At 67.9% G+C, this 23077-nt stretch carries 18 protein-coding genes and 2 pseudogenes; 11 read left to right on the top strand and 9 right to left on the bottom strand.

The window, feature by feature from the left end; all coding sequences use genetic code 11:
* Positions 1–116 (bottom strand): annotated as a pseudogene (locus G412_RS39400) (IS5 family transposase); the annotation flags it as partial.
* 230 nt (positions 117–346) lie between these two features.
* Between G412_RS39400 and G412_RS39865 the strand changes: the two are divergent.
* Positions 347–466 (top strand): annotated as a pseudogene (locus G412_RS39865) (VOC family protein); the annotation flags it as partial.
* A 287-nt stretch (positions 467–753) separates the two neighbouring features.
* On the opposite strand, the gene G412_RS0128215 reads toward G412_RS39865, so the two are convergent.
* Complete coding sequence (locus G412_RS0128215; protein WP_244283257.1) at positions 754–1962, bottom strand: glycosyltransferase family 2 protein; 1209 nt, start codon at positions 1960–1962, stop codon at positions 754–756.
* An 11-nt stretch (positions 1963–1973) separates the two neighbouring features.
* Positions 1974–3089 (bottom strand): hypothetical protein, encoded by a 1116-nt coding sequence (locus G412_RS0128210; RefSeq protein WP_157839178.1) that lies wholly within the window; start codon positions 3087–3089, stop codon positions 1974–1976.
* A 537-nt stretch (positions 3090–3626) separates the two neighbouring features.
* Here G412_RS0128210 and G412_RS38615 point away from each other — a divergent pair.
* Positions 3627–5924 (top strand): NHL repeat-containing protein, encoded by a 2298-nt coding sequence (locus tag G412_RS38615; RefSeq protein ID WP_078607463.1) that lies wholly within the window; start codon positions 3627–3629, stop codon positions 5922–5924.
* A gap of 437 nt (positions 5925–6361) precedes the next feature.
* Here G412_RS38615 and G412_RS0128200 read toward each other — a convergent pair whose 3' ends face one another.
* A complete protein-coding gene (locus G412_RS0128200) occupies positions 6362–6598 on the bottom strand; it encodes a hypothetical protein (RefSeq protein WP_028814996.1) in 237 nt (78 codons plus the stop codon).
* Between the two features lie 142 nt (positions 6599–6740).
* On the bottom strand, positions 6741–7931 hold the full coding sequence (locus G412_RS0128195; RefSeq protein WP_078607464.1) for a PucR family transcriptional regulator: 1191 nt from the start codon (positions 7929–7931) through the stop codon (positions 6741–6743).
* A gap of 255 nt (positions 7932–8186) precedes the next feature.
* Here G412_RS0128195 and G412_RS0128190 point away from each other — a divergent pair, with 255 nt between their 5' ends.
* The 6 genes from G412_RS0128190 to G412_RS0128165 all read left to right on the top strand — a co-directional run bounded on the left by G412_RS0128190 (position 8187) and on the right by G412_RS0128165 (position 13861).
* Positions 8187–9425, top strand: coding sequence for an NfeD family protein (locus tag G412_RS0128190; protein ID WP_244283255.1), 1239 nt, complete (start codon positions 8187–8189; stop codon positions 9423–9425).
* Positions 9422–10210, top strand: coding sequence for a slipin family protein (locus G412_RS0128185; RefSeq protein ID WP_028814993.1), 789 nt, complete (start codon positions 9422–9424; stop codon positions 10208–10210). The genes G412_RS0128190 and G412_RS0128185 overlap by 4 nt, the downstream gene beginning before the upstream one ends.
* A gap of 78 nt (positions 10211–10288) precedes the next feature.
* A complete protein-coding gene (locus tag G412_RS37435; protein ID WP_051338659.1) occupies positions 10289–10684 on the top strand; it encodes a DUF3040 domain-containing protein in 396 nt (131 codons plus the stop codon).
* Positions 10671–11129 carry a CBS domain-containing protein gene (locus G412_RS0128175; protein ID WP_028814992.1) on the top strand — a complete coding sequence of 153 codons (459 nt, stop codon included), beginning with the start codon at positions 10671–10673 and terminating at the stop codon, positions 11127–11129. The genes G412_RS37435 and G412_RS0128175 overlap by 14 nt, the downstream gene beginning before the upstream one ends.
* A gap of 60 nt (positions 11130–11189) precedes the next feature.
* Complete coding sequence (nhaA, locus tag G412_RS36350; protein WP_078607460.1) at positions 11190–12575, top strand: Na+/H+ antiporter NhaA; 1386 nt, start codon at positions 11190–11192, stop codon at positions 12573–12575.
* 155 nt (positions 12576–12730) lie between these two features.
* Complete coding sequence (locus G412_RS0128165; protein WP_028814991.1) at positions 12731–13861, top strand: site-2 protease family protein; 1131 nt, start codon at positions 12731–12733, stop codon at positions 13859–13861.
* 482 nt (positions 13862–14343) lie between these two features.
* On the opposite strand, the gene G412_RS41850 is transcribed toward G412_RS0128165, so the two are convergent.
* Positions 14344–14535, bottom strand: a complete 192-nt coding sequence (locus G412_RS41850) for an STAS domain-containing protein (RefSeq protein WP_028814990.1) — start codon at positions 14533–14535, stop codon at positions 14344–14346.
* Positions 14536–15306: 771 nt separating this feature from the next.
* On the opposite strand from G412_RS41850, the gene G412_RS0128155 reads away from it, so the two are divergent.
* The 3 genes from G412_RS0128155 (at position 15307) to G412_RS40580 (ending at position 18810) form a co-directional block, all read left to right on the top strand.
* Positions 15307–16842: an alanine/glycine:cation symporter family protein gene (locus tag G412_RS0128155; RefSeq protein WP_028814989.1), complete on the top strand. Its 1536-nt coding sequence runs from the start codon at positions 15307–15309 to the stop codon at positions 16840–16842.
* Positions 16843–17089: 247 nt separating this feature from the next.
* On the top strand, positions 17090–18403 hold the full coding sequence (gene nhaA, locus G412_RS0128150; RefSeq protein WP_028814988.1) for a Na+/H+ antiporter NhaA: 1314 nt from the start codon (positions 17090–17092) through the stop codon (positions 18401–18403).
* A 29-nt stretch (positions 18404–18432) separates the two neighbouring features.
* On the top strand, positions 18433–18810 hold the full coding sequence (locus G412_RS40580) for a hypothetical protein (protein ID WP_208857944.1): 378 nt from the start codon (positions 18433–18435) through the stop codon (positions 18808–18810).
* Positions 18811–19375: 565 nt separating this feature from the next.
* Here G412_RS40580 and G412_RS0128140 read toward each other — a convergent pair.
* The 3 genes from G412_RS0128140 to G412_RS0128130 form a co-directional block, all read right to left on the bottom strand.
* A complete protein-coding gene (locus G412_RS0128140; RefSeq protein WP_028814987.1) occupies positions 19376–20653 on the bottom strand; it encodes a cation:proton antiporter in 1278 nt (425 codons plus the stop codon).
* 501 nt (positions 20654–21154) lie between these two features.
* Positions 21155–21565, bottom strand: coding sequence for a four-helix bundle copper-binding protein (locus tag G412_RS0128135; protein WP_028814986.1), 411 nt, complete (start codon positions 21563–21565; stop codon positions 21155–21157).
* Between the two features lie 166 nt (positions 21566–21731).
* Positions 21732–22628: a universal stress protein gene (locus tag G412_RS0128130; RefSeq protein ID WP_028814985.1), complete on the bottom strand. Its 897-nt coding sequence runs from the start codon at positions 22626–22628 to the stop codon at positions 21732–21734.
* Positions 22629–23077: the final 449 nt, after the last annotated feature.

The following is a 23077-nucleotide window of genomic DNA, read 5'->3' as shown; positions in this document are numbered from 1 at the left end:
CGGCCGAAGTCCAGGGCCCGACCGCGGCGTTCGAAGCGCCATGCGGACAGCACCGGCTCGATCAACTCCCAGCGCGCATCGGACAGGTCACTTGGATACGCACGTCGTTCCGTCATGAACTGGGCGTACCGCCAGCTGGGGGCGTGCGCCCAGGCGCGCAACCCGCCGTGTCGAAGCACGGGACAGATCTGGCGTCCTGGAATGAGACAGGCGCAAGCAGGATCTCGCCCCATCTGACACACCACTGGCCTCACCACGCATAACCACAACTACAGCCCCACCAGCAACACCTCATCGAGAAGCGCAAACCGCCCTAAGAGATGACGCTCAAGATGAAAACGACCTCTTAGACGGCGGAACCGTGACCGTGCCGATGGAGACGCAGATGTGGGGCGACGAATTCGGGATGTGCGTGGACCGGTTCGGCATCGCCTGGATGGTCAACATCTCGCAGCCGCAGGCCTGAAGGTCCGGCCCTACGGCACCTTCACCGGCGTCCTCAAGAGGTCCTGCGGCGTCGGCCCGGCTCCGGGCGGACAGCACGGCTCCGGGCGGACAGTACGGCGCGGGCCGGCGACGAGGCACGAGCTTGCTCAGGGACACCCCGGCCATGAGCAGGGTGGTCGCGGCGACCACGGTGGCGAGTGCCTGGAATCCGTCCCGCCGCGCCGCGAGCGCGGACGACCCCCCGATCCCCAGAACACCGGCCACCGGAATTCCTCCGTACACGGATCTCCTTTCCCGGCCGTGCGTTCACGTGGCGCACCAGCGCTCTTCCCGGCGCCGGGCCATGTCCCACAGGGAACGTACGTAAACGGCGTGCTGGAACATGTCGTACGCGAGTTCCACGACAAGGCTGCCGGCGAGTATCTGGGCCCGCCGGCCGGCGCCGCGCGCCGTCACCACTTTCTCGGTGACGAATACCATCCCGACGGCCATCCAGAAACGCGAGAATTGTGGCCGTCCTCTGGCGAGCATCCACGCGGTGAACACCAGATAGAGGCTGAGGAAAACCACCGAGAGGCCCATGAACGACTGGCGGACGATGTACGGCGCGGTGACCCGCGTCCAGCCGTAATGACGTAAATTCTCCAGGGCCCCGCGTTGCCAGCGGAGCCGCTGGTGCCAGAGTTTAGGAATGGACGTCATGACTTCGGTGACCACACCGCACCCCGGCGGCGAGACCGTGCGATAACCGAGGGTGCGGACGGCCTTGGTCATCTCGTCGTCCTCGGTGAGCGAGGCGAGCGAGTAGTACGACGCCCCGCCGCCGATACGGCCGGCGAGCCGGGCCTCCTTGACCTCGCGCAGCGTGGTCACCCGGAAGAGCGTGGCGGTGCCGGTGAGCACATCGGCGCGAAAACGCCGGCGGGCGATCTCTCTTGCGTAGCGGTGGAACTCGATGCGCTGGAGCGCGCCGAGCAGGCCGCCGCCGGGCTCGCCGTAGAAGATCCCGCCGACGGCGCCGACCGCGCCCACCGCGGCGGCGTTCCCTTCCATCGCCTCGGTCGCGCTGGAGAGGAACGTCGGCCACAGGGTGGTGTCGGCGTCCTGCACGAGCACCAGGTCCTCGTCGGACAGCCTGGGCAGGGCCCGGTCGAGGGCCTGGTTGAGGGCACCGGCCTTCTTGTGCCGGTTGTTCTCGGAGACGATGACCTCCGCGCCCGCGCGGAGGGCGATGCCAGCGGTCGCGTCGGTGCAGTTGTCGGCGACCACCACGACGCGGTCGGGAGGCCGGTGCTGCCGGCGCAGCGCCGCGATGGACGCGGCGATGCGCTCGGCCTCGTTGTGCGCGGGTATGAGCGCCACGATCTGCGACGGCCGCCCGCCGGTCCTGGACCCGGGCGCCGCCCCGGGCCCGGGCCCGGCGGGACGGGGGCGGATGCGGCTCGGGCCCGGGCGGGCGAGGGCCATGCGGGCGACGGCCAGGGCGATACGGGCCACGTGCCTGATGCGTCGCACGAGCCGGCCGGTCAGGCGCCGGTGCGGGGCAGGATGGTGACCGTGGCGTGCCCGGTCGCGAAGACGGGGCTGCCCGCCTCGAAGGCGACCGTCACGGTCCCCGGGGTGGCGTCGTGGTCCACGCCCATCGCCGGGTACACGGACGCCCACTTGCCGGGCGCGAGCTCCAGCGGGAAGGCCGGGCAGGTGAGGGTGCGGTTGCCGTTCGAGCGCTCGGCCGCGACCGGGGTCTCCGTCGGATCGTCCTCCTGACGGGTCATCACGAGCCGGTCCTCCATGAAGTAGAGCCCCTCGGGAGCCGTGAAGACCACCCGGTGCGTCCCGATCCGGCGGTTGCCGGCGTTGGTCAGGGTGAGCACGACCGGGAACTGCCAGATCTGCCCCTGCCTGACCTTCGTCTGCTCCGGTTTGCGCTGCGCGACGGTGAGCAGGGTGCTGCCGCCGCCGGAGCCGTCCAGCCGGACATGCGCGAGCTGCATGCCGCTGTGGCCGTCGGCGTTGGCGCCCAGGTCGGGGTGGAGCCCGGCCCTGCCGGGGTTGGCGAACCGTACCGTCACCTGCTGCCGGCCCTCGGGCACCCGGAAGGAGAGCCGGCGCTTGCGCCAGGCGGGGTCGTTGATCCGGTCGTCGCTGTGGGACGCCTTGCCGCCCTTGCCGGAGTAGTACTGGACGTAGTCCTCGCTCAGCAGCGGCCGGCCGTCGGTCTCGACCTCGACCCGCAGATACGTGGGGCGGCCGATGTCGTGTCCGGGCCAGATGTTGTAGCCGTGGTAGAAGGACAGCTCGTAGGCCTGGCCGCCGGTGACCGGGACGGTCTGTTCGATGAAGCCGAGTGTGCTGTTGCCGTTCAGGTCGAGGAAGTTCTCGGTGTTGGCGAACGGGTGGTCCCCGTCCTCCGGGAAGTGCCCGTCCGCGGCACCGTTGATGAGATCGACGGCGTCCTGCGCTTCCGCCGGATACTCGGCCTTTCCGTTCCCGGTGTACTTCCCCCAGGTCCAGTCGGCCAGGCTGAGGAACTGATCACCGTTGTGGCGGCCGGCGGCCATCACGCCACGGTTTCCGGTCCCCCACTGGGCCCCTTGCCTGAACGTGTACTCGGAGAAGCCGCCGTTCCTTACGAGATTCATGACCGCCCCCATTTACCGGAATGATTGATTCCCGAATCAGCGGATGCTCGGCTGCGAGCCGGCGAAACCGTGGCGTGAAACTGTGTCAAAGCGCTTGGTCCACCCCGAATTCCGCTGCGCTGGATCGGCATCGTATTACCTTGCCGACCTCGCGGGGCCGACTGCACCACGCATCGATCTGGGGCAAGAGCGTCGATCGGGCCGTTTGCAGAAACGTGCATGCGGCGATTTTCCGCAGCGGGACGGTGCGGTGACGGCGGACGGAAACCCGCTGGGGACGGCTCTCCGAGGTGGCGGGCCGGATGATTTCCGGCCGTGCGCCAAGCCCGGACCTTTGTCCGAAGAGCGCGGTAAATCTGCCACGTCGAGACGGCTAGGCTCGACGTCCCGCCGGATCGTTCATCGGTTCTCCCCGACACAAGACATGCATCGTGCATGGGTCCGGCTTCGAATTCGCGCAAGAGTTCCATGACTTCCGGCTGAGGCGGTGTGCCGCCGTGCGCGGCGGCACACCATGTTCGGACAGGAGAACCAGCGATGACCACGAGTGCTTCCACGCAGGCGGCGGCCTTCCCCGCCGGCACGATCATCACGGCGGCGGGCAACGGCGAGGCGGGCTTCGTCGCCGACGGCGGCCCCGCGATCGGCACCAAGCTCCACTACCCGCACGGCACGGCGATCGACCGCGCCGGCAACGTCTACGTCGCCGACTGCTACAACCACCGGGTCCGCAAGGTCACCCCCGACGGGACCGTCACCACCGTCGCGGGCAATGGGCACGCCGGGTTCATCTCCGACGGCGGCCCTGCCGTCGCCACCCGGCTCCACTACCCGACCGGGGTGGCCGTAGACGCCGCGGGCAACCTCTACATCGCCGACCGGCACAACCATCGCATCCGCAAGGTCGCCCCCAACGGCATCATCACCACCGTGGCAGGCAACGGGAACTCGGGGTACATCTCGGACGGCGGCCCCGCCGTCGCCACCCCGCTCAACTACCCCTGGTCGGTGGCGGTCGACGAGCAGGGCAACCTCTACATCGGCGACACCAACAACCACCGGGTCCGCAAGGTGGCCACCAACGGCAACATCACCACCGTGGCAGGCAACGGGAACGCGGGGTACGTCTCCGACGGCGGCCCCGCCGTCGCCACCCCGCTCTACCACCCGTTTGAAGTGACCGTCGACGCGGCGGGCGCCCTCTACATCGCCGACCGCTACAACCACCGGGTCCGCAAGGTCACCGCGAACGGCATCATTACCACCGTCGCTGGCACCGGCACGGCCGGGTTCATCTCCGACGGCGGCCCTGCCGTCGCCACCCGGCTCCACTACCCGGCCGGTGTGGCCGTGGACAAGGAGGGCAACCTCTACATCGCGGACACCAACAACCACCGCGTCCGCAAGGTCACGGTCGGCGGGATCATCACCACCGTGGCGGGCACCGGCACTGCCGGCTACGTCGCGGACGGTGGGCCTGCGGCCGGCACCCGGGTCTACCACCCCCACGGGGTATCGGTGGACGGCACCGGGAGCCTGTACATCGGGGACGGGTACAACCACCGCGTCCGCCGGGTCTACGGCGTCACCGCCGTCGTGCCCCCGACGCCGCCCATCGCCGACCTGTACGGCGAGATCGTCGCGCCGGCGTCCGTGCCGCGCGACCAGGAATTCGACCTCGGGGCGCGGATCAGGAGCCGCGGCCCCGCCACGGTCGACGGCGAACTGATCACCGTCGTGCTGAACCTGCCTTACGGTCTGGTTCTGGTCGACGCCGCAGGCGGCACCGACCGCCGGCTCTCCCGCACCTTCGCCGGCTCCCAGCTCGTCCCCTTCAGCGCCTCCCTGGACGGCGTCTTCCGGGTGAAGGCGCCCGAGTCCACCAAGCCGGGCACCTACGAGGCCACCCTGGAGATCCAGTACGGCGGCGATCTCAACCTCAAGGACAACACCTTCACCCTGCCGGTCGTGATCATCGTGCCCGCACCGGTCGCCGACGAGACAGCGCTGACGGTCTTCCAGGAGGTCGTGCCCGAGAGCGCCCCCGGCCAGACCAGCCGCTGCAACCTGCGCTTCCTCGCGCCCACCGGCCAGCCGGTCAATCCCGGCGTGATCATCCAGCGCTACACCGCCCCGACCGGCTTCGTCTTCACCGGCCAGCCGGTCTTCGCCTACCACGGCACGGTCGACGGCGTGGTCTCCGGCCCTCTCGACCATGAGGTGTACGACTCCGGGCGCACCCTGATCATCCGCGCGAACCCGCATCTGAACACCACGGCCAGCGACACAGGCAGCCTCGTCTACACCATCCCGATGCGCGCCCAGCAAGACGCGACGGCCGGCCTGAAGAGCGACGGCTCGGCCAGCATCGGCAAGCGCACGCCCGTACAGCTCGTCGGCAAGGTCATCGCCGCGACGACGGGGCTGTCCGCCCGCGTCACCCAGTCGCAGCCGGAGAACGCCCGGGTGCGGCCCGGCCAGCAGTGGGTGTACCCGGCGGTGTTCACGATCACCAACACGGGGCAGCGCACCATCGGTGCCCTGCGGCTCGTGCTCACCGCCCCAGAGGGCATGCGGTTCACCCAGGACCAGCTGGCGATGTCCCGGGAGGGCGAGACGCAGGAGATCGTGAGCGTCGGCGAGCGGTCCAACGGCAACCGCACCCTGACCTGCCAGGACGTCCGGTTCGATCTGGCCCGGGGCAAGTGGGCCGTCGTCTACCCCGAGATGGAGGTCGACGAGGGTGCCGAGCCGGGCACCGTGCGGGTCGGCATCGAGCTGGGCGCCCCCGCTTTCGCATCGGGCCTCGCCACGGTCACCATCGAACCGCGCTGAGCGTCGGCCCATGAAGGGCCCCGCAAACCAGCGGGGCCCTTCATGGGCCGGGCCCGGCGGCCCTGCTGGCCCCCGTCGCTCACAGCCTCGCCCCCGCTCCTGTGTGACGGGTGCCCCTGATGATCGGCTCGGATGACATACACGTAACGGGCATTTCGCAGAACTCATTCTGAAAACCATCAGTTAGGTGAGTCTGCCCGACGGCTCGGACAGCGCGGTCTCCACCACATGCCGAGCCCGTCGCCCATCCGCTCCGCTACGAGGAGCGGCGTATCTGCCACCGTTCACGGGGGGCATGCGGACCTGCTCCGCTTGTGAGGACCGCTTACGACGTCGCCACGGGCGAGGGTGCTGGCGCCAGACGCTCGTGCAGCGTGGCCGCGAACTCCTCCGCTCGGGCCAGCTGACACGGTGCGGGACGTGATCCACCGGACCGCCTACCTGCGCCGCGTGCACGGACGCGTCATCCGCATCGGCCGGGCCTGGATCTCCCCGTCGGTGACGGGTCCGTGTTCGGCCTCGGCGACCTGGATGAGTTCGTTGAGGTTTTCGCGTTCGATCTGGCGGGCTACGGCGACGTAGGCGGACAGCCTGGACGGACCGCTGCGGGCCGTGGCGGCTTCGGCGATGTCGCGGGGCATGGGGATCGAGTACTTGCCGGTAGGCTCACTCAAGTCACTTGTCGAGGCCGTATCTCGGAAGCAGCTGATAGCGCTTCGCTGCCCTTCCCGGAACACATCTCCCGTGGCCCGGGTCAGAGCCCTGGGGACGCCTCACCATGGCGGCCTTGATTGCGCCCTTCTCGCGCGGTGGGAATCAGTCGGCGGGCTGGAGGGAACGGGACGGCCAGCCAAGAAGACGAGCACCGAGCGCGGCGGTCTGCAAGATGTATCGCTCGTCGGGATCCGTGGGGTCGTGGCCGGTGAGTTGCCGGATGCGAGTGAGCCGGTAGGTGACCGTGCGCACGCTCACTCCGAGTCGGCGCGCCGTGGTGGTGTTCAGGCAGCCGCTGGCGAAGTAAGCGGTCAGGGTTTCCAACAGTGCCTTGGGCCCGCCTCGTGCTTCCTCAAGGCCGCCGAGGACTGTGGCCACGAGGTCGGTGATGGCTGCGCGGTCCCTGCCGAGGACCTGGAAGACGAGCAGGTCCGAGGCGCGCACGATGGGGGTGGTCAGGCAGAGGAGGGCGGCGAGGTCGAGGGACCTGCGTGCTTCCTGGTAGGAGCGGACGATGCCGCTGGGGCCGGGCCGGGGCCGGCTGATGGCGATCTGGTACTGCTCGCCGACAGCGTTGCGTACCTTGTCGGCGAAGAACTCAGGGACCTCCGGCACCGCGCCGGGGGATATGCACACCAGCAGGCCGTCCTTGGTGGTGATCAGTACGTTCCGCGTACTGAACCGGGCGGTCAACGCTTCCTCGACATAGCGGGTGGTGTCATCGCCGGCCCCAAGGGGGGCGTTCATGACCCGCGCGACGGCCACACTGTGCGGGCCGACCAGCCGGAGGCCGAACCGTTCGGCCCGCTCGGCCAACCGGCCAAGATCGGTGCGACCTTCGAGGAGGTCGTCGACGAATTCGCGCCGCGTCGCCTCTTCGCCTCGGACAGCTGCCCGGTGAGCGGTTTCGTAGCCCTCGGTCAGTGCCACCGCCGCATCGCTGACCGCCCGGATGAGAGCGGAGGCCACATCCTTCAGATCTTGCAGGTTCTGAGCCTGACGGGAACCGGGCAGATCCGTCCAGACACGGCAGGCCGAGGCAAGGTACTCGGCGACCAGGACGCGCAAGGCCATACCCCGGCCGGCCGCAGCTGCTGCAAGCTGCCTCAGCCCTTCGAGCTCTTCATCAGGCAGCCGCTGTCTACTGACCGAGATGCTGGCGAGCTGCTCCAGGTGGCTGTCCATATGCACCGTCGGGGGGTTGTTCTCTGCGGCGGCTGCGGTATCTGGTGCGGGCACCGTGGCACCTGGTGTGGCTGCATGCGGACCCGGGCTGCGCTTTCCCATCGGCATGGTGCCATTTTGCCGCACTACGGCAAATTATGTGGGTGCGAGACGGCCGTCCTTTGCCGGCCTCGGCAGGCGTCCGACCTGCGCTCACGGGTAATCCGTGAGTAATACGCCCACCAGGACCCACGCGAACAGGGGAACCGCGCCGTGCCCCGAAGCTGCCTCCGCTCACTGGTCCGGAGGGTCATCCAGGTCCTCCTTGTGACGCTGGGCTGTCTTCTTGCCGCCCCCGCCATGAGTGCGGCCCAGTCGTCGACTGTGCTGCTGACGCGGGTGGAGGGCACCATCACCCCTGTGGTCGCCGATCACATTGAGGAAGGGCTGCGCATCGCCGAGCGGGAGCGGCACGCTGCTTTGCTGGTCGAGACAGACACCCCGGGCGGGCTGCTGCAATCGACCAGGGAGATCGTCAAGGACGTCTTCGCCTCCGGTATTCCGGTCATCGTGTACGTCGCCCCGTCCGGGGCACGTGCGGCGTCTGCGGGCGCCTACATCACGCTGTCCGCACACGTCGCCGCCATGGCGCCCGGAACCCACATCGGCGCCGGGACACCGGTGTCCGGCCAGGGCGAGGAGGCGAGCGACAAGGTGATCAATGATGCGGTCGCATTCGCGGTCTCGATCGCGGAGCAGCGCGGGCGGAACACGGATTTCGCCCGGGACATGGTCCGCGACGGCACCGCGGTGTCAGACCAGGAGGCCCTGCGAACGGACGTGGTCGACCTGGTGGCACCGTCGCGTGATGCTTTGCTCACCGAGTTGGACGGCCGCCGCGTCACCGTCGGTCCGGCGGACGCAGAACGCCAGGTGGTTCTGCAGACGGCTGGTGCGCGGGTGGTGGAGCACCATCTGGGCTTCTTCGGCGAGCTGCGGCAACTGCTGGCCAGCCCGGAGCTGGCGTTCCTCTTTCTGTCGATCGGCACGCTGGCTGTGATCTACGAGCTTGCCGGCCCCGGCATGGGATTCGCCGGCATCACGGGCGCGATCCTGCTCGTCCTCGGGTTCGTCGCGCTCAGCGTCCTGCCCTTCAACGTCGCAGGACTGCTGCTCCTCGGGCTGGCCGCTGCCCTGTTCGTCGCAGAAGTACTCACACCCGGTGTCGGCATCTTCGCCGCCGGGGGAACCGTGTCGCTCGTACTCGCTGGAGTGTTGCTCTTCCGCGGTGAGCTCGGCGTGGACCCTGCCGTGCTGTGGCCCACCGCCGTAGTGGTCGGAGGGGGCTCGGTACTCGCCGGCCGGCTGGCGTGGCGTGCCCGCCGCGCTCCCGCGACGACCGGACACGAGGGACTGCTGGGCCGCCAAGCCGTGGTGCGTCGTGTCGACGGCGGCACGGGGCAGGTCCTGCTCGAAGGCGCGTGGTGGACCGTCCTCGGCCGTAAGTCACCCGTCACTGAAGGGCAGCACATTCGCGTCGTCGATCGCGACGGCCTGCGCCTGATCGTCGAAAACGCCGAGCCCCCGGAAGACCGCCACAACCCACAGGAAGATGGATCATGAACTCAGGACTGATCGGCATCATCGTCGGCGCAGCCGTCCTGCTCCTGCTACTGATGGCCGCCGTGAAGATCGTGCCCGAGTACGAGCGCGGGGTGATCTTCCGTCTCGGAAGGATCATCGGCGCCAAAGGGCCGGGACTGTTCTTCATCATCCCCGTCGTCGACCGCATGGTCCGCGTCTCCCTGCGGACCATCACCATGGACATCCCACCGCAAGATGTGATCACCAAGGACAACGTCACCGTACGAGTCAACGCCGTGACGTACTTCAACGTCGTCGACCCGAACCGGTCCGTCGTGGCAATTGAGGACCACATCAAGGGCACCTCGCAGATCGCTCAGACCACGCTGCGCAGCATCCTCGGACAAGTAGACCTCGACGAGCTGCTGGTCAACAGGGACGAGATCAACCAGCGGCTCCAGCAGATCATCGACGATGTGACTAACCCCTGGGGTGTGAAGGTAACCCTGGTGGAGGTCAAGGACGTCGAGCTGCCCGAGACCATGCGCAGGGCCATGGCCCGGCAGGCCGAGTCCGAGCGTGACCGGCGCGCCAAGGTCATCCACGCCAAGGGCGAATTCGAGGCCGCCGAGACACTGGCGAACGCCGCAGTGCGGCTGGAGGGCCATCCCGCGGCACTGCACCTGCGGATCCTGTCCACGATGTCGGAGATCTCCAGCGACCGGAACTCCACCCTCATCTTCCCGCTGCCCATGGAGATCCTGCGCCTCGTCGACATGCTCCGGCCCCCCGACGCAGCGCAGAGCCCAGCCCACACCTCATAGGCATGAGACCCCGCCGAGCGGTCGTGCGCTCTGCGGGGGGAGAGCCCAAGGACACAGGTGGTCGGTATGAACCCCTCAATGGACGACCGGCGCATCCTCGCAGAGATCGAGCGACGCCTCGCCCGGGACGACCCCGAGCTGACATCGCTGATGGACGCACTGAACTGCCAGTTCCCAGGCGCTCAGGATGAGGCCGACGAACGTAACAGCGACGGCGAACGGGGCGACTGGCGCGTGAAGGCAGCGGTGGCACTCGCCATTCTGGCGGTGGTGGGCATGATCCTCACGGCGATCTTCACAAGGCCGCCCTCCGCCGAGGACAACCACGTCCCACCGAACGGCCTCGCTCCCGCGGTATCCATATACACCCAGCACCGTGGTCTACGGTCCGGGGGAGCACCAGGGCAGCGCTGCCCGGGCAAAGGTGACAGCCAAGCGAACTCCCAAGGGGCGAGCCCTCATGCGTGCGCGTGACCTCGCAGAGCCATACGTGTCAGTCAGCACGGAGGCCGATGCCGCAGAGGCGGTGAGACTGTTCATCGAGCACGCTCTGCCCGGTCTGCTGGTTGTTGACCCTGCTGGGCAGCCTTACGCGATTCTGCCCGCTTCCGACGTGGTCAGGGCCCTCGTGCCCAGCTACGTGCAGGAAGACCCCGTGCTCGCCAACGTGATCGACGAGCCGCATGCCGATCACCTGTATCACGCGCTCGCGGGACGGAAGGTCGCCGAATGCCTCCCGGTGGGAAGGCCATTCCTGCCCACTGCCGCTCCCGACTGCACAGCCATCGAGCTCGCAGAACTGATGACTCGCACCCGAAGTCCCCTCATCGCCATTGTCGAGGGGGGCGCCGGGGGCCCAGGCCGAGCGCTCGGCGTCGTCACGGCCGCCCATCTGCTGGAACGGCTCCGCCAGGCGTGAGCAGCCTGCTGGCTGGAAGCATCCCATCACTCTCTGCCGGATTACCGAGAGGCCAGCTGTATGCCCGGAGGCAACCGCAAGACCCGCACCTTCCTCGGCCGTCTCCCGCTGCCGGAGCGCACGTTCGTGGCGGACGCTCTGCGCACGGAGACCGTCGGTGGCATGGTGCTGCTCGCTGCGGCTGCCGTGGCGCTGGTGTGGGCCAACACACCGCTGAGCGGCGCATACGAGTCGGTGCGGGACTTCCACTTCGGCATTGAGGCACTGGGGCTGGATCTCTCCGTGACCCACTGGACAGCCGACGGGCTACTGGCGATCTTCTTCTTCGTCGCCGGCGCCGAACTCAAACGTGAGCTGGTGGTCGGCGATCTGCGCCACCCCGGAACAGCGATACTGCCCGTCGTCGCAGCGGTAAGCGGCATGGCCGTACCGGCCCTGCTCTACGGACTCGTCGCCACGTCCATGGGAGGAACGTGGAACGGCTGGGCCGTCCCCATGGCCACCGACATCGCCTTCGCGCTGGGCGTACTCGCGGTGATCGACACCCATCTGCCCTCCGCGCTGCGCGCCTTCCTGCTCACGCTGGCGGTAGTCGACGACCTCGGTGCCATCGTCGTCATCGCCGTCTTCTACACCCACACGATCAACTTGGCGGCCCTCATCGGCGCCGTACTCGGGCTGGGTCTGTTCTTCCACTTGCACGACCGAAGGCGGGTGCACGGCTGGTACTGGTACCTACCGCTGGCACTGGTGATCTGGGGCCTGACGTACGCCAGCGGCGTACATGCCACCGTGGCAGGAGTCGCCATGGGGCTGCTGCTGAGGGTGACGAAGGACGGAGAGAGAGGCCGACGTCCGGCCGAGCGGATCGCGCACCTGGTCCGTCCGGTCTCCGCCGGAGTGGCCGTTCCGCTGTTCGCCCTGTTCTCGGCCGGAGTCAGCGTATCCGGCGACACCCTGGGCGACGTCGTCGGCCGACCCGAACCGCTGGGCGTGGCACTGGGCCTGGCCATCGGCAAGGTTGTGGGTATCTTCGGCGGCTGCTACCTCGCGGCACGCTTCACGCGGGCCCGACTCAGCCCCGACCTCGCCTGGCCGGACGTGATCGCCGTGGCCATGTTGGCCGGCATCGGTTTCACCGTCTCGCTGCTGATCAGTGAACTCGCCTATCCGAACCCTGCAGACCTTGAGCGCATCAAGGCAGGCGTCCTCCTCGGATCCCTGACTTCCGCACTGCTGGCATGTGGGCTGCTGAAGCTGCGGAACAACAAGTACCGGCGGCTGTACGAGGAGGAGACCCTAGACGAGAACGCCGATGGCATCCCCGACATCTACCAGCAAGGCGATTCCCCCCGCCCGCAGAACAGCACCGACCGGGAGAGCCCGAACGCGGGCCGCCCTGAGCAAAACGGTGGCCCCGACGCCCCAGCCGCACCCGACAGGTGACGCATCCATGTCAAGGAATGCCACGCCCTCAGCCGCCTGTCCCCACCGAGGGAGACTGTCAGTGGACGGACACCGTGCTGGTCCGTCGCGGGGACGCCCGGAGGGCGCATCGGCTCGGGTGAGGGACCGCCTGCTTCAGTCCGCGGGAGGCAGTGATGAACAGCTCGGTACGGATAGGACGAGTTCTCGGGGTGCCGCTGCGCATCCACTGGACCGTGCCCCTGCTCGTGGTGTTCTTCGGATACAGCCTGGGCGGGCAGACGCTCCCCGCCTGGGTTCCGGAACAGTCGAACGCCACATACACAGTCGCCGGCCTGGCCGGTGCCCTGCTGCTGCTCGGAAGCCTGCTGGCTCATGAGGCCGCCCACGCGATCACCGCGGGGAAGAAAGGCATCCCGGTTGAGAACATCACGCTCTGGGCACTGGGCGGGATGACCGCGATGGGAAAGCCGCGCGCGGCCGGCGCAGCCTTCCTCGTTGCCGTGAGCGGCCCGCTCACCAGCCTGGTCGTCGGTGCAGCGGCGTTCGGGGCGGGCCTTGGTCTGAACGCGCTGACTGGCTGGGCGGTGCCCGCGGCCGTCATGGTGTGGCTGGGGTGGGTGAACTTCGTGTTGGGAGTGTTCAATCTGCTGCCTGCCGCGCCGCTCGACGGAGGACGTGTGGTGCAGGCGCTGATGTGGTGGCGTACCGGAGACCGGGACCGGGCCGAGCGGGCAGCCGCACGCAGTGGGCAGGTATTCGGTTTCCTGCTGATCGCCGCCGGATGGATCTCCGTTCTGCGCGGCGCCTTCGGCGGTCTTTGGCTAATGATCATCGGCTTCTTCATCATGATCGTCGCCAACGCGGAACGGCGGCACGCCGGGGTGGCCGCAGCCCTGCACGGGGTACGCGCAGCCGATGCCATGTCGAGTCCCGTGGAAACCTGCCCCGACTGGCTCACCGTGGAACGCTGCATCGACGAAGTGGCCATGCGGGCCCGCCACTCCACCCTGCCCCTGATCGACTTCGAAGGACGCCCCAGCGGCATGGTCCACCTGCCGCAACTGGCGAAGACGCCGGCGCCGCAGCGGGAGACATTGCGCGTACGTGACGTGGCAACCCCGCTGACGCAGTGCACCACATGCGCGCCCGACGACTTCCTCGAAGACGTTCTGGAAAAGGTCCACCAGAGCAGCGGCATGCGGATCCTCGTCACCGACGGCCAGCACCTCATGGGCATCATCACCGCGCGAGACATCTCACGACTCTTCCAGCGCCACGCACTTCGCGTCACGGAGGACCGCTGAGCCAGGCGGTGACCGTGCACTGCTGGAACTGGTTGTGCCACCTGAGCCCACGGGCACGGTGTCCGGGAACCTCATGGCCCAGCAGACCGACGACCGTTCCCGAGCCCTCAAGCCAGGACTGGAATCGCCGTTGCACTGCCTGGTACTGCAGCCTGCAGAGGATCACGGTGACAGATAGCAGATTAGAGCGGTCGCTGACTCGTCCGCCCACGCCAACTGCGGAAATTCGAGGTCGAAGCTGTTGCGCTTCACCGCGCGTACCCGGAATTGGTCGCTTTGGGCACATGAGACAGCAGATCCATGTCCCGCCTACAGCGGCGTTCACCGGCTTGGCCACGGCTTTCCTTCTCTCGAAGAGCTGCGGGACCGTTTCCCGGAGCGTCATGAGCCGGGAGTGCCGTGCCCTTCCTCGGCGCGCAGGATTCTCAGCAGTCCGACTCGGTTGAGCACCTTGGCCACCTGCGGAGGTGCGTGAGTCACAGTCAGCCGCGTGCCACGCGAGCGAGCCGCCTTGAGCCCGGTGAGAAGGCACCGGTGCCGTCGGCACTCAGGTGCTGCACGCCCGACAGGTCGATCTCCAGGCTCGTCGGGGAGGCCCCCAGGGCATTCACGAGGGCCTGGCTGGTGCGTTCGGCGCTGCGCGCGTCGATGTGCCCTCGCAGCCTTACAACCATCCTGTCCGGACGATGCGATCTGCGCCGGCCCGGCACAGCGGCATCAGGCGGCTCCGGGGCAGGGAATGTCCACTTGTCGACCAGACTTCCCGGCGCACCTGACGGCAGCTTATGGGGCATCGGTCCGGGCCGCTTCCCTGGCGGGCCGCGTGTCGGCCCGGCGGGCGGCTCAGCAGGTGGCGGGGGTCCGTGGCGCGCGTGATGGCCGTTTCGACCGCCGCGCTCGGCCTGCGAGCAGACCGCCCACGAGAGATCGGCAGCGGATGGATAGGGGCGGCAGGCCCCGGCCAATCGGTGGGCCAAGGCGTCGTCACCGCAGACGACCATGTGTCCCGCCGGGCTGTCTGAAGAGTGCGGAGGGGGAGGTGAAGGCACCTGCGTAGAAGTGCCTCGCTCGGTGCACGGATCGCACGGGAATCCCCTGCCCGCCCGTCGGCTAAGACATAAGTGTCCGATGAACGGAACCCGGTCCCCGCATAACGGTCTGATTTCGTTCGCAGGGACTTTCCATCATCACTTAAAGTTATGTGACTTGAGTCACTAAAGATCTCGTAAAGGCGTGGTAGAACTGCGCAACTCCGCAGGTGGCACCACCCCCAGCCGCCGTAAGGAGTCGCCGGCACGCACCGGCAGCACGACCAGAGTGATCACGGTCCGAGTCCACGGACCGCACTCAGGGTCGCCGATCGGACAACGGCGTTCGCTCAAAGCCCGCACACCAACCGGCGCACTCCTCCCGTGCCCCGGCCCTGCGCCATCGAGGTAGCCACAGTGTCACTCGACTCCATCACTCAGACCGTCGACGAAGCCGTCAGCGGTTTCTTCGAGCCCATAGCCACGTGGCTCGTGGAAGTCGTCTTCTACTCCGTGCCCGTCGGCGGGGCGGCCCTGCCCCTCATCGTCGCCTGGCTCGTCGTCGCCGGTCTCGTCTTCACCGGCTGGTTCGGCTTCGTACAGGTGCGCAAATTCCGCCTCGCCATCGATGTGGTGCGCGGCAAGTACGACGAGAAGGGTTCGGCTGGCGAGGTCAACCACTTCCAGGCGCTGACCGCCGCCGTCTCCGGCACCGTGGGCCTGGGCAACATCGCCGGTGTCGCGGTGGCCGTCTCCATCGGTGGCCCCGGTGCCACCTTCTGGATGATCCTGTGCGGTCTCCTCGGCATGGCCACCAAGTTCGTCGAGGTCACCCTTGGCGTGAAGTACCGCGAGGTGCACGCCGATGGCACAGTCTCCGGCGGCCCGATGCACTACCTGCCCAAGGGCCTGGCCGACCGCTTCGGCAAGAACGGCAAGACCCTCGGCAAGGTCCTCGGGGTCCTCGCCTCCTTCATGATCCTGTTCTTCGGCCTCTTCGGCGGCAACCTCTTCCAGGTCAACCAGTCGTACGCCCAGCTGGTCTCCGTCACCGGCGGCGAGGACGGCCTGATGGGCTCCTCCGCCGGCGCCCTGTTCTTCGGCATCCTGATCGCCGCGCTCGTCGGCATCGTGCTCCTCGGCGGCATCCGCTCGATCGCCAACGTCACCAGCAAGCTCGTGCCCGCCATGGCCGGCATCTACATCGCGGCCTGCCTGGTGGTCATCCTGGTGCACGTCACCGCCGTCCCGGCCGCCATCGCAACGATCATCGAAGGCGCCTTCAACCCGGAAGGTGTCGCCGGTGGTGTACTCGGCGCCCTGATCGTCGGCTTCAAGCGGGCCGCGTTCTCCAACGAGGCGGGTCTCGGCTCCGCGCCCATCGCCCACTCCGCGGTCAAGACCAAGCACCCCGCCAGCGAGGGCTTGGTCGCCCTGCTGGAGCCGTTCATCGACACCGTCGTCATCTGCACGATGACCGCACTGACCATCGTCATCGCCAACCCCGCCAGCTGGGCCCAAGCGCGTAAGGACGGGGATCCTGTCGGCGTCACGATCACTTCCGACGCGTTCGGCACGGTGATGCCCTGGTTCCCGTACATCCTCACCGTGGCGGTGATGCTCTTCGCCATCTCCACCGTGCTGACCTGGGGCTACTACGGCCTCAAGGCATGGACGCATCTCTTCGGCCGCAGCAAGGCCAGCGAACTGACGTACAAGGTCGTGTACACCCTGTTCGCGATCGCCGGTTCGCTCCTGACGCTGCAGACCCTGATCGACATGGCCGACGCCGTGCTCTTCATGCTCGCCGTCATCAACATCATCGGCCTGTACCTGCTCGCCCCCGTCGTCAAGCGCGAGCTGAACTTTTTCCTGGAGTTCGTCCGCGCCCGCAACGCCGGCGAGACGGGCGAGGCCGACGAAGACCAGGAGTCGGTGAAGACCACCGTCTGACCGCCCTGCGGCCCGGCTCCTGAGCGGGTCCGTACACATCTCGCGCCTTGGTGTGTACGGACCCGCTCGTTGTGCGTTTCAGCAGGTGAACCGGCTCCTGGCGGGATTCGGAGAAGGCAGTTAGGGTGCAAAGAACGCGTCAACGGCCGCCCGAAGCGGCCACATCGGACGCGCGGTGTGCCGGGAAGTCTGGTCGGCGTCCTAGGGGCTGCATGCCCTTGTGCCGATGCCCCGGAGGATTTCCTTGATGGCCCCCGCCCCACGCGAGCGTTCCCCTTTCCTCGGCCTGCTGCCGCTGCCTGAGCGGACCGCCGTAACCCAAGCACTGAGGACGGAAACGGTCGGTGGGCTGGTGCTCCTGGCCGCCGCCGTCGTGGCGCTGGTGTGGGCGAACACCCCGTGGAGCAACGTCTACGAGCAAATACGCCACTTCCACTTCGGGATACCGGCCCTCGGCCTGGATCTCTCGGTGCAGCACTGGACCGCCGACGGACTGCTCGCCATCTTCTTTCTGGTCGCGGGCATTGAGCTAAAACGCGAATTCGTGGTCGGCGAGCTGCGCACCCCGGCCACGGCAGCTCTGCCTGTCGTCGCGGCGCTGTGCGGCATGGTGGTGCCGGCCGCCCTGTACGCCGCCACGGTGATGTCGGGCGGTGGCAGCCTCGAAGGCTGGGCCGTGCCTATGGCCACCGACATCGCCTTCGCACTGGCCGTCCTGGCGGTCCTCAGCACCCACCTGCCCTCCGCGCTCCGTGCCTTCCTGCTCACTCTCGCCGTCGTCGACGACCTGGGCGCGATCCTCATCATCGCGATCTTCTTCACCAGCGATCTGAACTTCCTCGCCCTCGGCGGAGCCTTGGCCGGCCTGGTCGTCTTCTACCTTCTCCAGCGCTACCGCGTCCGGGGCTGGTGGTGGTACGTCCCCCTGGGCATCACCACCTGGGCTCTGATGTACAACGGCGGCGTGCACGCCACCGTCGCCGGTGTTGCCATGGGCCTGATCCTGCGCACCACCCGCGACAAGGGCGAGAATTCCACGCCTGCCGAGCGGACCTCTCATCTGCTGCACCCGGTATCGGCAGGAGTCGCCGTGCCGCTGTTCGCTTTCTTCGCCGCGGGCGTCGGTGTCTCCGCAGCGTCACTCGGAGAGGTCTTCACCCAGCCCGAGCCGCTCGGAGTGGTGCTGGGACTGGTCATCGGCAAGACCCTGGGCATCTTCGCCGGCACCTACCTGGCCGCCCGCTACACCAAAGCCCAGCTGAACCCGGACCTCGCCTGGGCCGACGTCTTCGCGCTCGCTGTACTGGCCGGGATCGGATTCACCGTCGCGCTGCTGATCGGTGAGCTCGCCTTCCCCGACCCGACCGCAGCTGAACACATCAAGGCCGCAGTCCTCATCGGTTCACTGATCGCGGCGGGCCTGGCCGCACTGCTGATCAAGCGCCGCAACGGGATCTACCGCCGCCTGTACGAGGACGAGAACCGGGACGACGACCACGATGGCATCCCCGACATCTACCAGCGCACCAGCGGACCGGTACCGGCGAGCACTGACGGATAGGGCAGGGTCATGGACCCCTCAGTGATGAAGTGGCGATCATCGTCGCCGCCCTGACCGTCAGGACCGCCGCGGCGGAACTGCGGGAACCGGGCAGCGCACGCCGGGAATGGGCCTTCGCCACCAACGCCTCAGCCCTCACAGCGGGTCTGACAGCAGCGATCCTCTTCGGCGCCACGGGATGGCAGTCGAGACACGCGGCCCTTGCGTGGTCGATGCTCGCCGGCGTACTCGTCGCCTACATCGTCGACCGCCCTGGGGTTGAGCGCAGGGGCGATGACCTCACAACCTCACGGGCGCCGGGTTCGATCTACCGCTGTCCGGTCAGGGTCCGGGCGGAGGTCCGCAGGCGTCGGGCACGGACTGAGGTACGCGGCCGCACCCTTCGGGCTTCACCTTCGCGCAAGTGATGCGCCCTGCACGGGCGTTCGCTTTGACCCCTGACCGGGACAGGTCCAGTTCGCGGGCTACGTCATCATCGACGGCACTCGCTGAGGCGCCGGTGTCCAGTACGAAAGCGAAGGGTCCCTCGCCCCGATGGTCACGGGCACGAAGCCCATCGTCTGCCCGGCCCGTTCGACGACCGTGAGGGAGCCGGCGGGTGTCGGGTTGGGTCCGGCGACTGTGCGGCGGAACCGATCGGATCGTGAGCGCATCCCGCCATGAAGGCGGCTACCAGGCACAGTGCCGCGCCGCGCGCGGCGGGACGCTTGAGGGCGAACATGGCAACGCCTCTTCGGCTCCTTGCAGATTCTGCCTGTGTCCCCTTCTGCCCTGACGCAAAACACGGCGGCCGGTCAGTGCGGTTGCATGGACATCGCCGCCCTCACCAGCTACCAGCGGCGACCGCACGGCCTTCCTCGGTGTGTGCGGGGTTGATGCGTGGCCTGACACGCGGCAGCTCGTGCCCGGCACCTGACGACTGACGCCATGTGTGCGGCTCGGAGAGCGGTTGGGTACCGGACAATTCACATGTCAGGGGCGTCTATGGGCAGCGCCGGGCTTCGCATGGTGGTTTCTGCGTTCCAGACGGTTGATGGCGGGGGTTGCCATCGCTCCGTGCAGCACCACCGAGACCACCACGGTGAAGGCCACCAGGGTCCACAGTTCGCGTTCCAGTCCGCTGAAGGAGTTCTGCCCCAGCGCATAGGACAGGTAGAAAAGCGAGCCAATCCCTCGGATGCCGAACAGGGATACGACAACGCGCTCCGGTCGCCCAGTTGTGCTCTTCACCTGAGCCAGCCATCCGGTGAGAGGCCGGACGACCAGCAGCACCAGTACACCGACGGCCGCCCCCCTCAGGGTCAGGGCGGACAAGGCGCCGGCGGCGAGGTATCCGCCGAGCAGGAACAGCAGAAGGGCGGTGAGCAACCGCTCGATCTGCTCAGTGAACTCGTGCAACACCTTATGGTAGCCGTGGCTGCGCTCGGCGGCACGGATGACGCAGGCGGTGACGAACACGGACAGGAAGCCATAGCCGTGGAGCACCTCGGCGATCCCGTAGGACAAGAAGGTGGCCCCCAGCGCCACGAAGCCCTCCATGTGCTCGGACAGCCGCAGGGCCGGCGTCCTGGCACGGAAGAACATCCACCCCAGCAACCAGCCGACAGCGGCGCCCGCGGCCAGCCCGACGGCGCACCTGCCCAGCGCGTCGGTCAGCGCCCAACGGCCGATCCACTCCGCCGACCACCCGGCGCCCGCCGCCGTGGCGAGGGCAATGGCCGCATAGACGAATGGGAAGGCGAGTCCGTCGTTCAGTCCCGCCTCGCTGGTGAGAGCAAACCGCGCCTCGTCCTCGTCACGCTCGGTACCGAGCGGCTCTCCCACCCGTACCTCCCCGGCAAGCACGGGATCGGTGGGGGCGAGCACCGCACCCAACAGGAGGGCGACGGCGGGCGGCCAGTCCAGCAGTCCCCAGGCCAGCAGAGCGACGGCCACCACCGTCAGCGGCATGGTGACGCCCAGCAACCGCCAGGTGCTGGACCACCTCCGACGGCTGACGGGCCGGTCGATGGCGAGCCCCGCGCCCATCAGCGACACGATCACACACACCTCGGTAGTGTGCTCGACCCACAAGCGGTCGCGTACGGGATCCACCACCGGTACGGGCAGCGGCAGCAGCTGGATAAGGACACCTGTGACAAGGAAGATTATGGGCAGGGAGAACGGCCGCTTGGAGACCACCCGGGGCAGGACAGCTGCCCCGAGCGCCCCGATTCCCAGGCACATGTAGACCACGTCTGAAAGCGTCACTCCACACTCCTGCCCGCCGCGGCGCATCGAGTCTCGCCAGCCGCTCGTGTACCCACCCGGCGCGCGTCTGTCCTCGGATGTTCTTCGAGCCCAGACGAGGACAAGGGCGAGGCCACGGTCCGCCGTGGCAGCCCCGAGAGGGATCAGGTGGCGAAATGGCTGCGGGACGCCACACGGCCCTGTGCGACCAGCGGCCGGTTCACGGCGGGAAGCTGCGCCAGACCGGTATTTCGAACTTCCGTGCTCGCCCTTGCTCTGGCGAGAACTCAGTCGAGAACTGCAACGAGACCCAGCGCGACCATAGCCAGGACACCCAGGGCGGGCGCGAAGTCCGCTGATGTGACGTGGCTAACGGCAGTATTCGGAGACGACTCCGTGGAAGGTTTCAGCAGCGCCTCGAAGAGTCAGGGCGATGGCCAGTGGTCAGCACAGGGCGCGAGTCATGGCTCGCTGCGGCCGTCGCCGACAACGCGAGCATGCGTCCGCAGGACTGCGTTTTGGTCAGCCGAGGGCTTGGAGGAGGTCATTGCACGCCTGCTCACAGGAGCGGCAGGCTTCGGCGCACAGGCGGCAGTGCTCATGCTGGTCGGCGTGGGTGGAGCACTCGTTGGCGCAGGCTTTGCAGGCGGTGGCGCATGCCTGGAGAATCGCGCGGCTGATGTTGGCGTCGTAGCCGGTGTGACGGGACAGGACGGACGCCGTGGCGTTGCAGATGTCGGCGCAGTCCATGTCGGTGCGGATGCACTTGGTGAGTTCGCCAACCATGCCCTCGGACAGGCAGGCGTCGGCGCAGGCGGTACATGCCTGGGCGCAGGCGATACATTCCTCGATGCAGCGAGTGAGCTTGTCGCGGTCGATCTGCCCGAGGTCGGCCGGATAGGTGGCGAGCATGTCCTTGACCGTGGTCTTCATGGGGCGTCCTACCTTTCAAGCGTGGGTTTGATCGGATCATTCGTAAGACCGGCGGGCCTGGTCGTCCGCGCCTCGTAGACCTCCGGCCCGTGCCGGGTTGACCGCGGCCCGCAGGCTCAAACGGGCCTGGCCTGCCCTGTGGGGCCGACCGAGCCTGTAACGGGAATCAGCCATCGCGCTGACCAGGTACTACGGCGACTGGGCAGTGTGCCGTGTGCAGCACTTCGGCGCTGACTGACCCGAGCAGGAATCTGCGCACCCCGGTGCGCCGATGGGAGCCGACGACCAGCAGGCACGCACCTGTGGAGGCTTCGGCGAGCAGGGGTCCGGGTGATGCGCGATCGATGCGCAGGTTCACTTCTACGCCGGGGTGGCGGTCACGCCGCCTTCTGAGTTCGGTGTCGAAGAACTCCTGCTGGCCGCTTTTCACCAATGTAGGGTCCACTGGGACGGTTGTGATAGCCCCAGTGGGAGACGTGGCGACATCGAAGGCGCAGTGCACCACGTCGAGGCGAGCACCGCGCAGATCGGCTTCCAGATACGCCACATCGAGGGCCTGCAGCGAGGCGTCGTCGGTGTCGACGCCAACCACGACACGATTGTCCGGCCGCTCCGCCGACTGCGAGGGACGCACGACGACGACGGGGCACTCGGCATGCGTGGCCACCTGCCAGCTCACCGATCCGAGCGGCAGCCGGGGAAACCCGCCACTGCCCCGGTGGCCGATCACGATCAGCTCCGCCTCCGCGGAGCGTTCGATCAGCCCGGCAGCCGCATGCCCCATGATCAGCTCGCCGCCGACGGAGAGGCCAGGAACCTCCTCGCGGGCCAGCCGCTCGTAGTGCTCCACCAGCTGGGCACTCGCCTTGGCCCCGGAGCGGCTCTCCTCCTCGTCGGAGACTGAAACTCCGGGCAGTGGCAGTTGGAATGCGTGGGCGATTTGCAGGGGGTGTCTGCGTAGTGCCGCCTCGCGGGCTGCGAACCGGACGAGATGCTCATGTCCGGGCCCTCTGTCGATACCGGCGATGATGGGGCGCTCCGGCGGCTGCGTGGCACTGGTCATGGCTGCTCCCGGCGGGCATTGGTCCCAGGGCCCCCACGGGTACCCGAACCCAGACTGCTCCAAACGCCTCCGGTGATGCCTTTGGGCGCTTGCCGGCGAGGTCCGCAGGGGAGCCAGGAAGCTCAAGCGAAACGTCTTCGGATTCCGCCTCGGAGTGGGCGCTGCTCCCAGGGGAAGGGGAGGGGCGGGCCTGTCTGTCACCATGTGAAGTGGTCACCTCACCCCATGGCGTCCGGGTGATGGGAGGCGATGTCCAGGCAAGGGTCGGGCAACCAACGAATGTGCTGGTCAGGGGCGATGCCACCACACCTACCGGTTTCCGCGAACCTTGAGAGCATTTCCCACCAGCCCCAGCGGATCGAGGGTTACAGGTGGCACCGCATCGCCTTGAGACGCGGCCGGGCAGCATTCGACTGGTCGTGAGGTGCGCGCCCAGGTTCATCCCACTG

The sequence above is a fragment of the Streptomyces flavidovirens DSM 40150 genome (assembly GCF_000429085.1).
GTDB classification, from domain to species: domain Bacteria; phylum Actinomycetota; class Actinomycetes; order Streptomycetales; family Streptomycetaceae; genus Streptomyces; species Streptomyces flavidovirens.
This window is presented reverse-complemented; position numbering and strand designations above follow the sequence as displayed.

What these genes read in the sequence shown, in the direction of transcription:
- G412_RS0128210 (WP_157839178.1), bottom strand. Translation starts at nt 3,089, where the DNA reads ATGAATCTCGTAAGGAACGGCGGCTTCTCCGAGTACACGTTCAGGCAA.
- G412_RS38615 (WP_078607463.1), top strand. Translation starts at nt 3,627, where the DNA reads ATGACCACGAGTGCTTCCACGCAGGCGGCGGCCTTCCCCGCCGGCACG.
- G412_RS0128195 (WP_078607464.1), bottom strand. Translation starts at nt 7,931, where the DNA reads ATGCCGATGGGAAAGCGCAGCCCGGGTCCGCATGCAGCCACACCAGGT.
- G412_RS0128185 (WP_028814993.1), top strand. Translation starts at nt 9,422, where the DNA reads ATGAACTCAGGACTGATCGGCATCATCGTCGGCGCAGCCGTCCTGCTC.
- G412_RS37435 (WP_051338659.1), top strand. Translation starts at nt 10,289, where the DNA reads ATGGACGACCGGCGCATCCTCGCAGAGATCGAGCGACGCCTCGCCCGG.
- G412_RS0128175 (WP_028814992.1), top strand. Translation starts at nt 10,671, where the DNA reads ATGCGTGCGCGTGACCTCGCAGAGCCATACGTGTCAGTCAGCACGGAG.
- nhaA (WP_078607460.1), top strand. Translation starts at nt 11,190, where the DNA reads ATGCCCGGAGGCAACCGCAAGACCCGCACCTTCCTCGGCCGTCTCCCG.
- G412_RS0128165 (WP_028814991.1), top strand. Translation starts at nt 12,731, where the DNA reads ATGAACAGCTCGGTACGGATAGGACGAGTTCTCGGGGTGCCGCTGCGC.
- G412_RS41850 (WP_028814990.1), bottom strand. Translation starts at nt 14,535, where the DNA reads ATGGTTGTAAGGCTGCGAGGGCACATCGACGCGCGCAGCGCCGAACGC.
- nhaA (WP_028814988.1), top strand. Translation starts at nt 17,090, where the DNA reads ATGGCCCCCGCCCCACGCGAGCGTTCCCCTTTCCTCGGCCTGCTGCCG.
- G412_RS0128135 (WP_028814986.1), bottom strand. Translation starts at nt 21,565, where the DNA reads ATGAAGACCACGGTCAAGGACATGCTCGCCACCTATCCGGCCGACCTC.
- G412_RS0128130 (WP_028814985.1), bottom strand. Translation starts at nt 22,628, where the DNA reads ATGACCAGTGCCACGCAGCCGCCGGAGCGCCCCATCATCGCCGGTATC.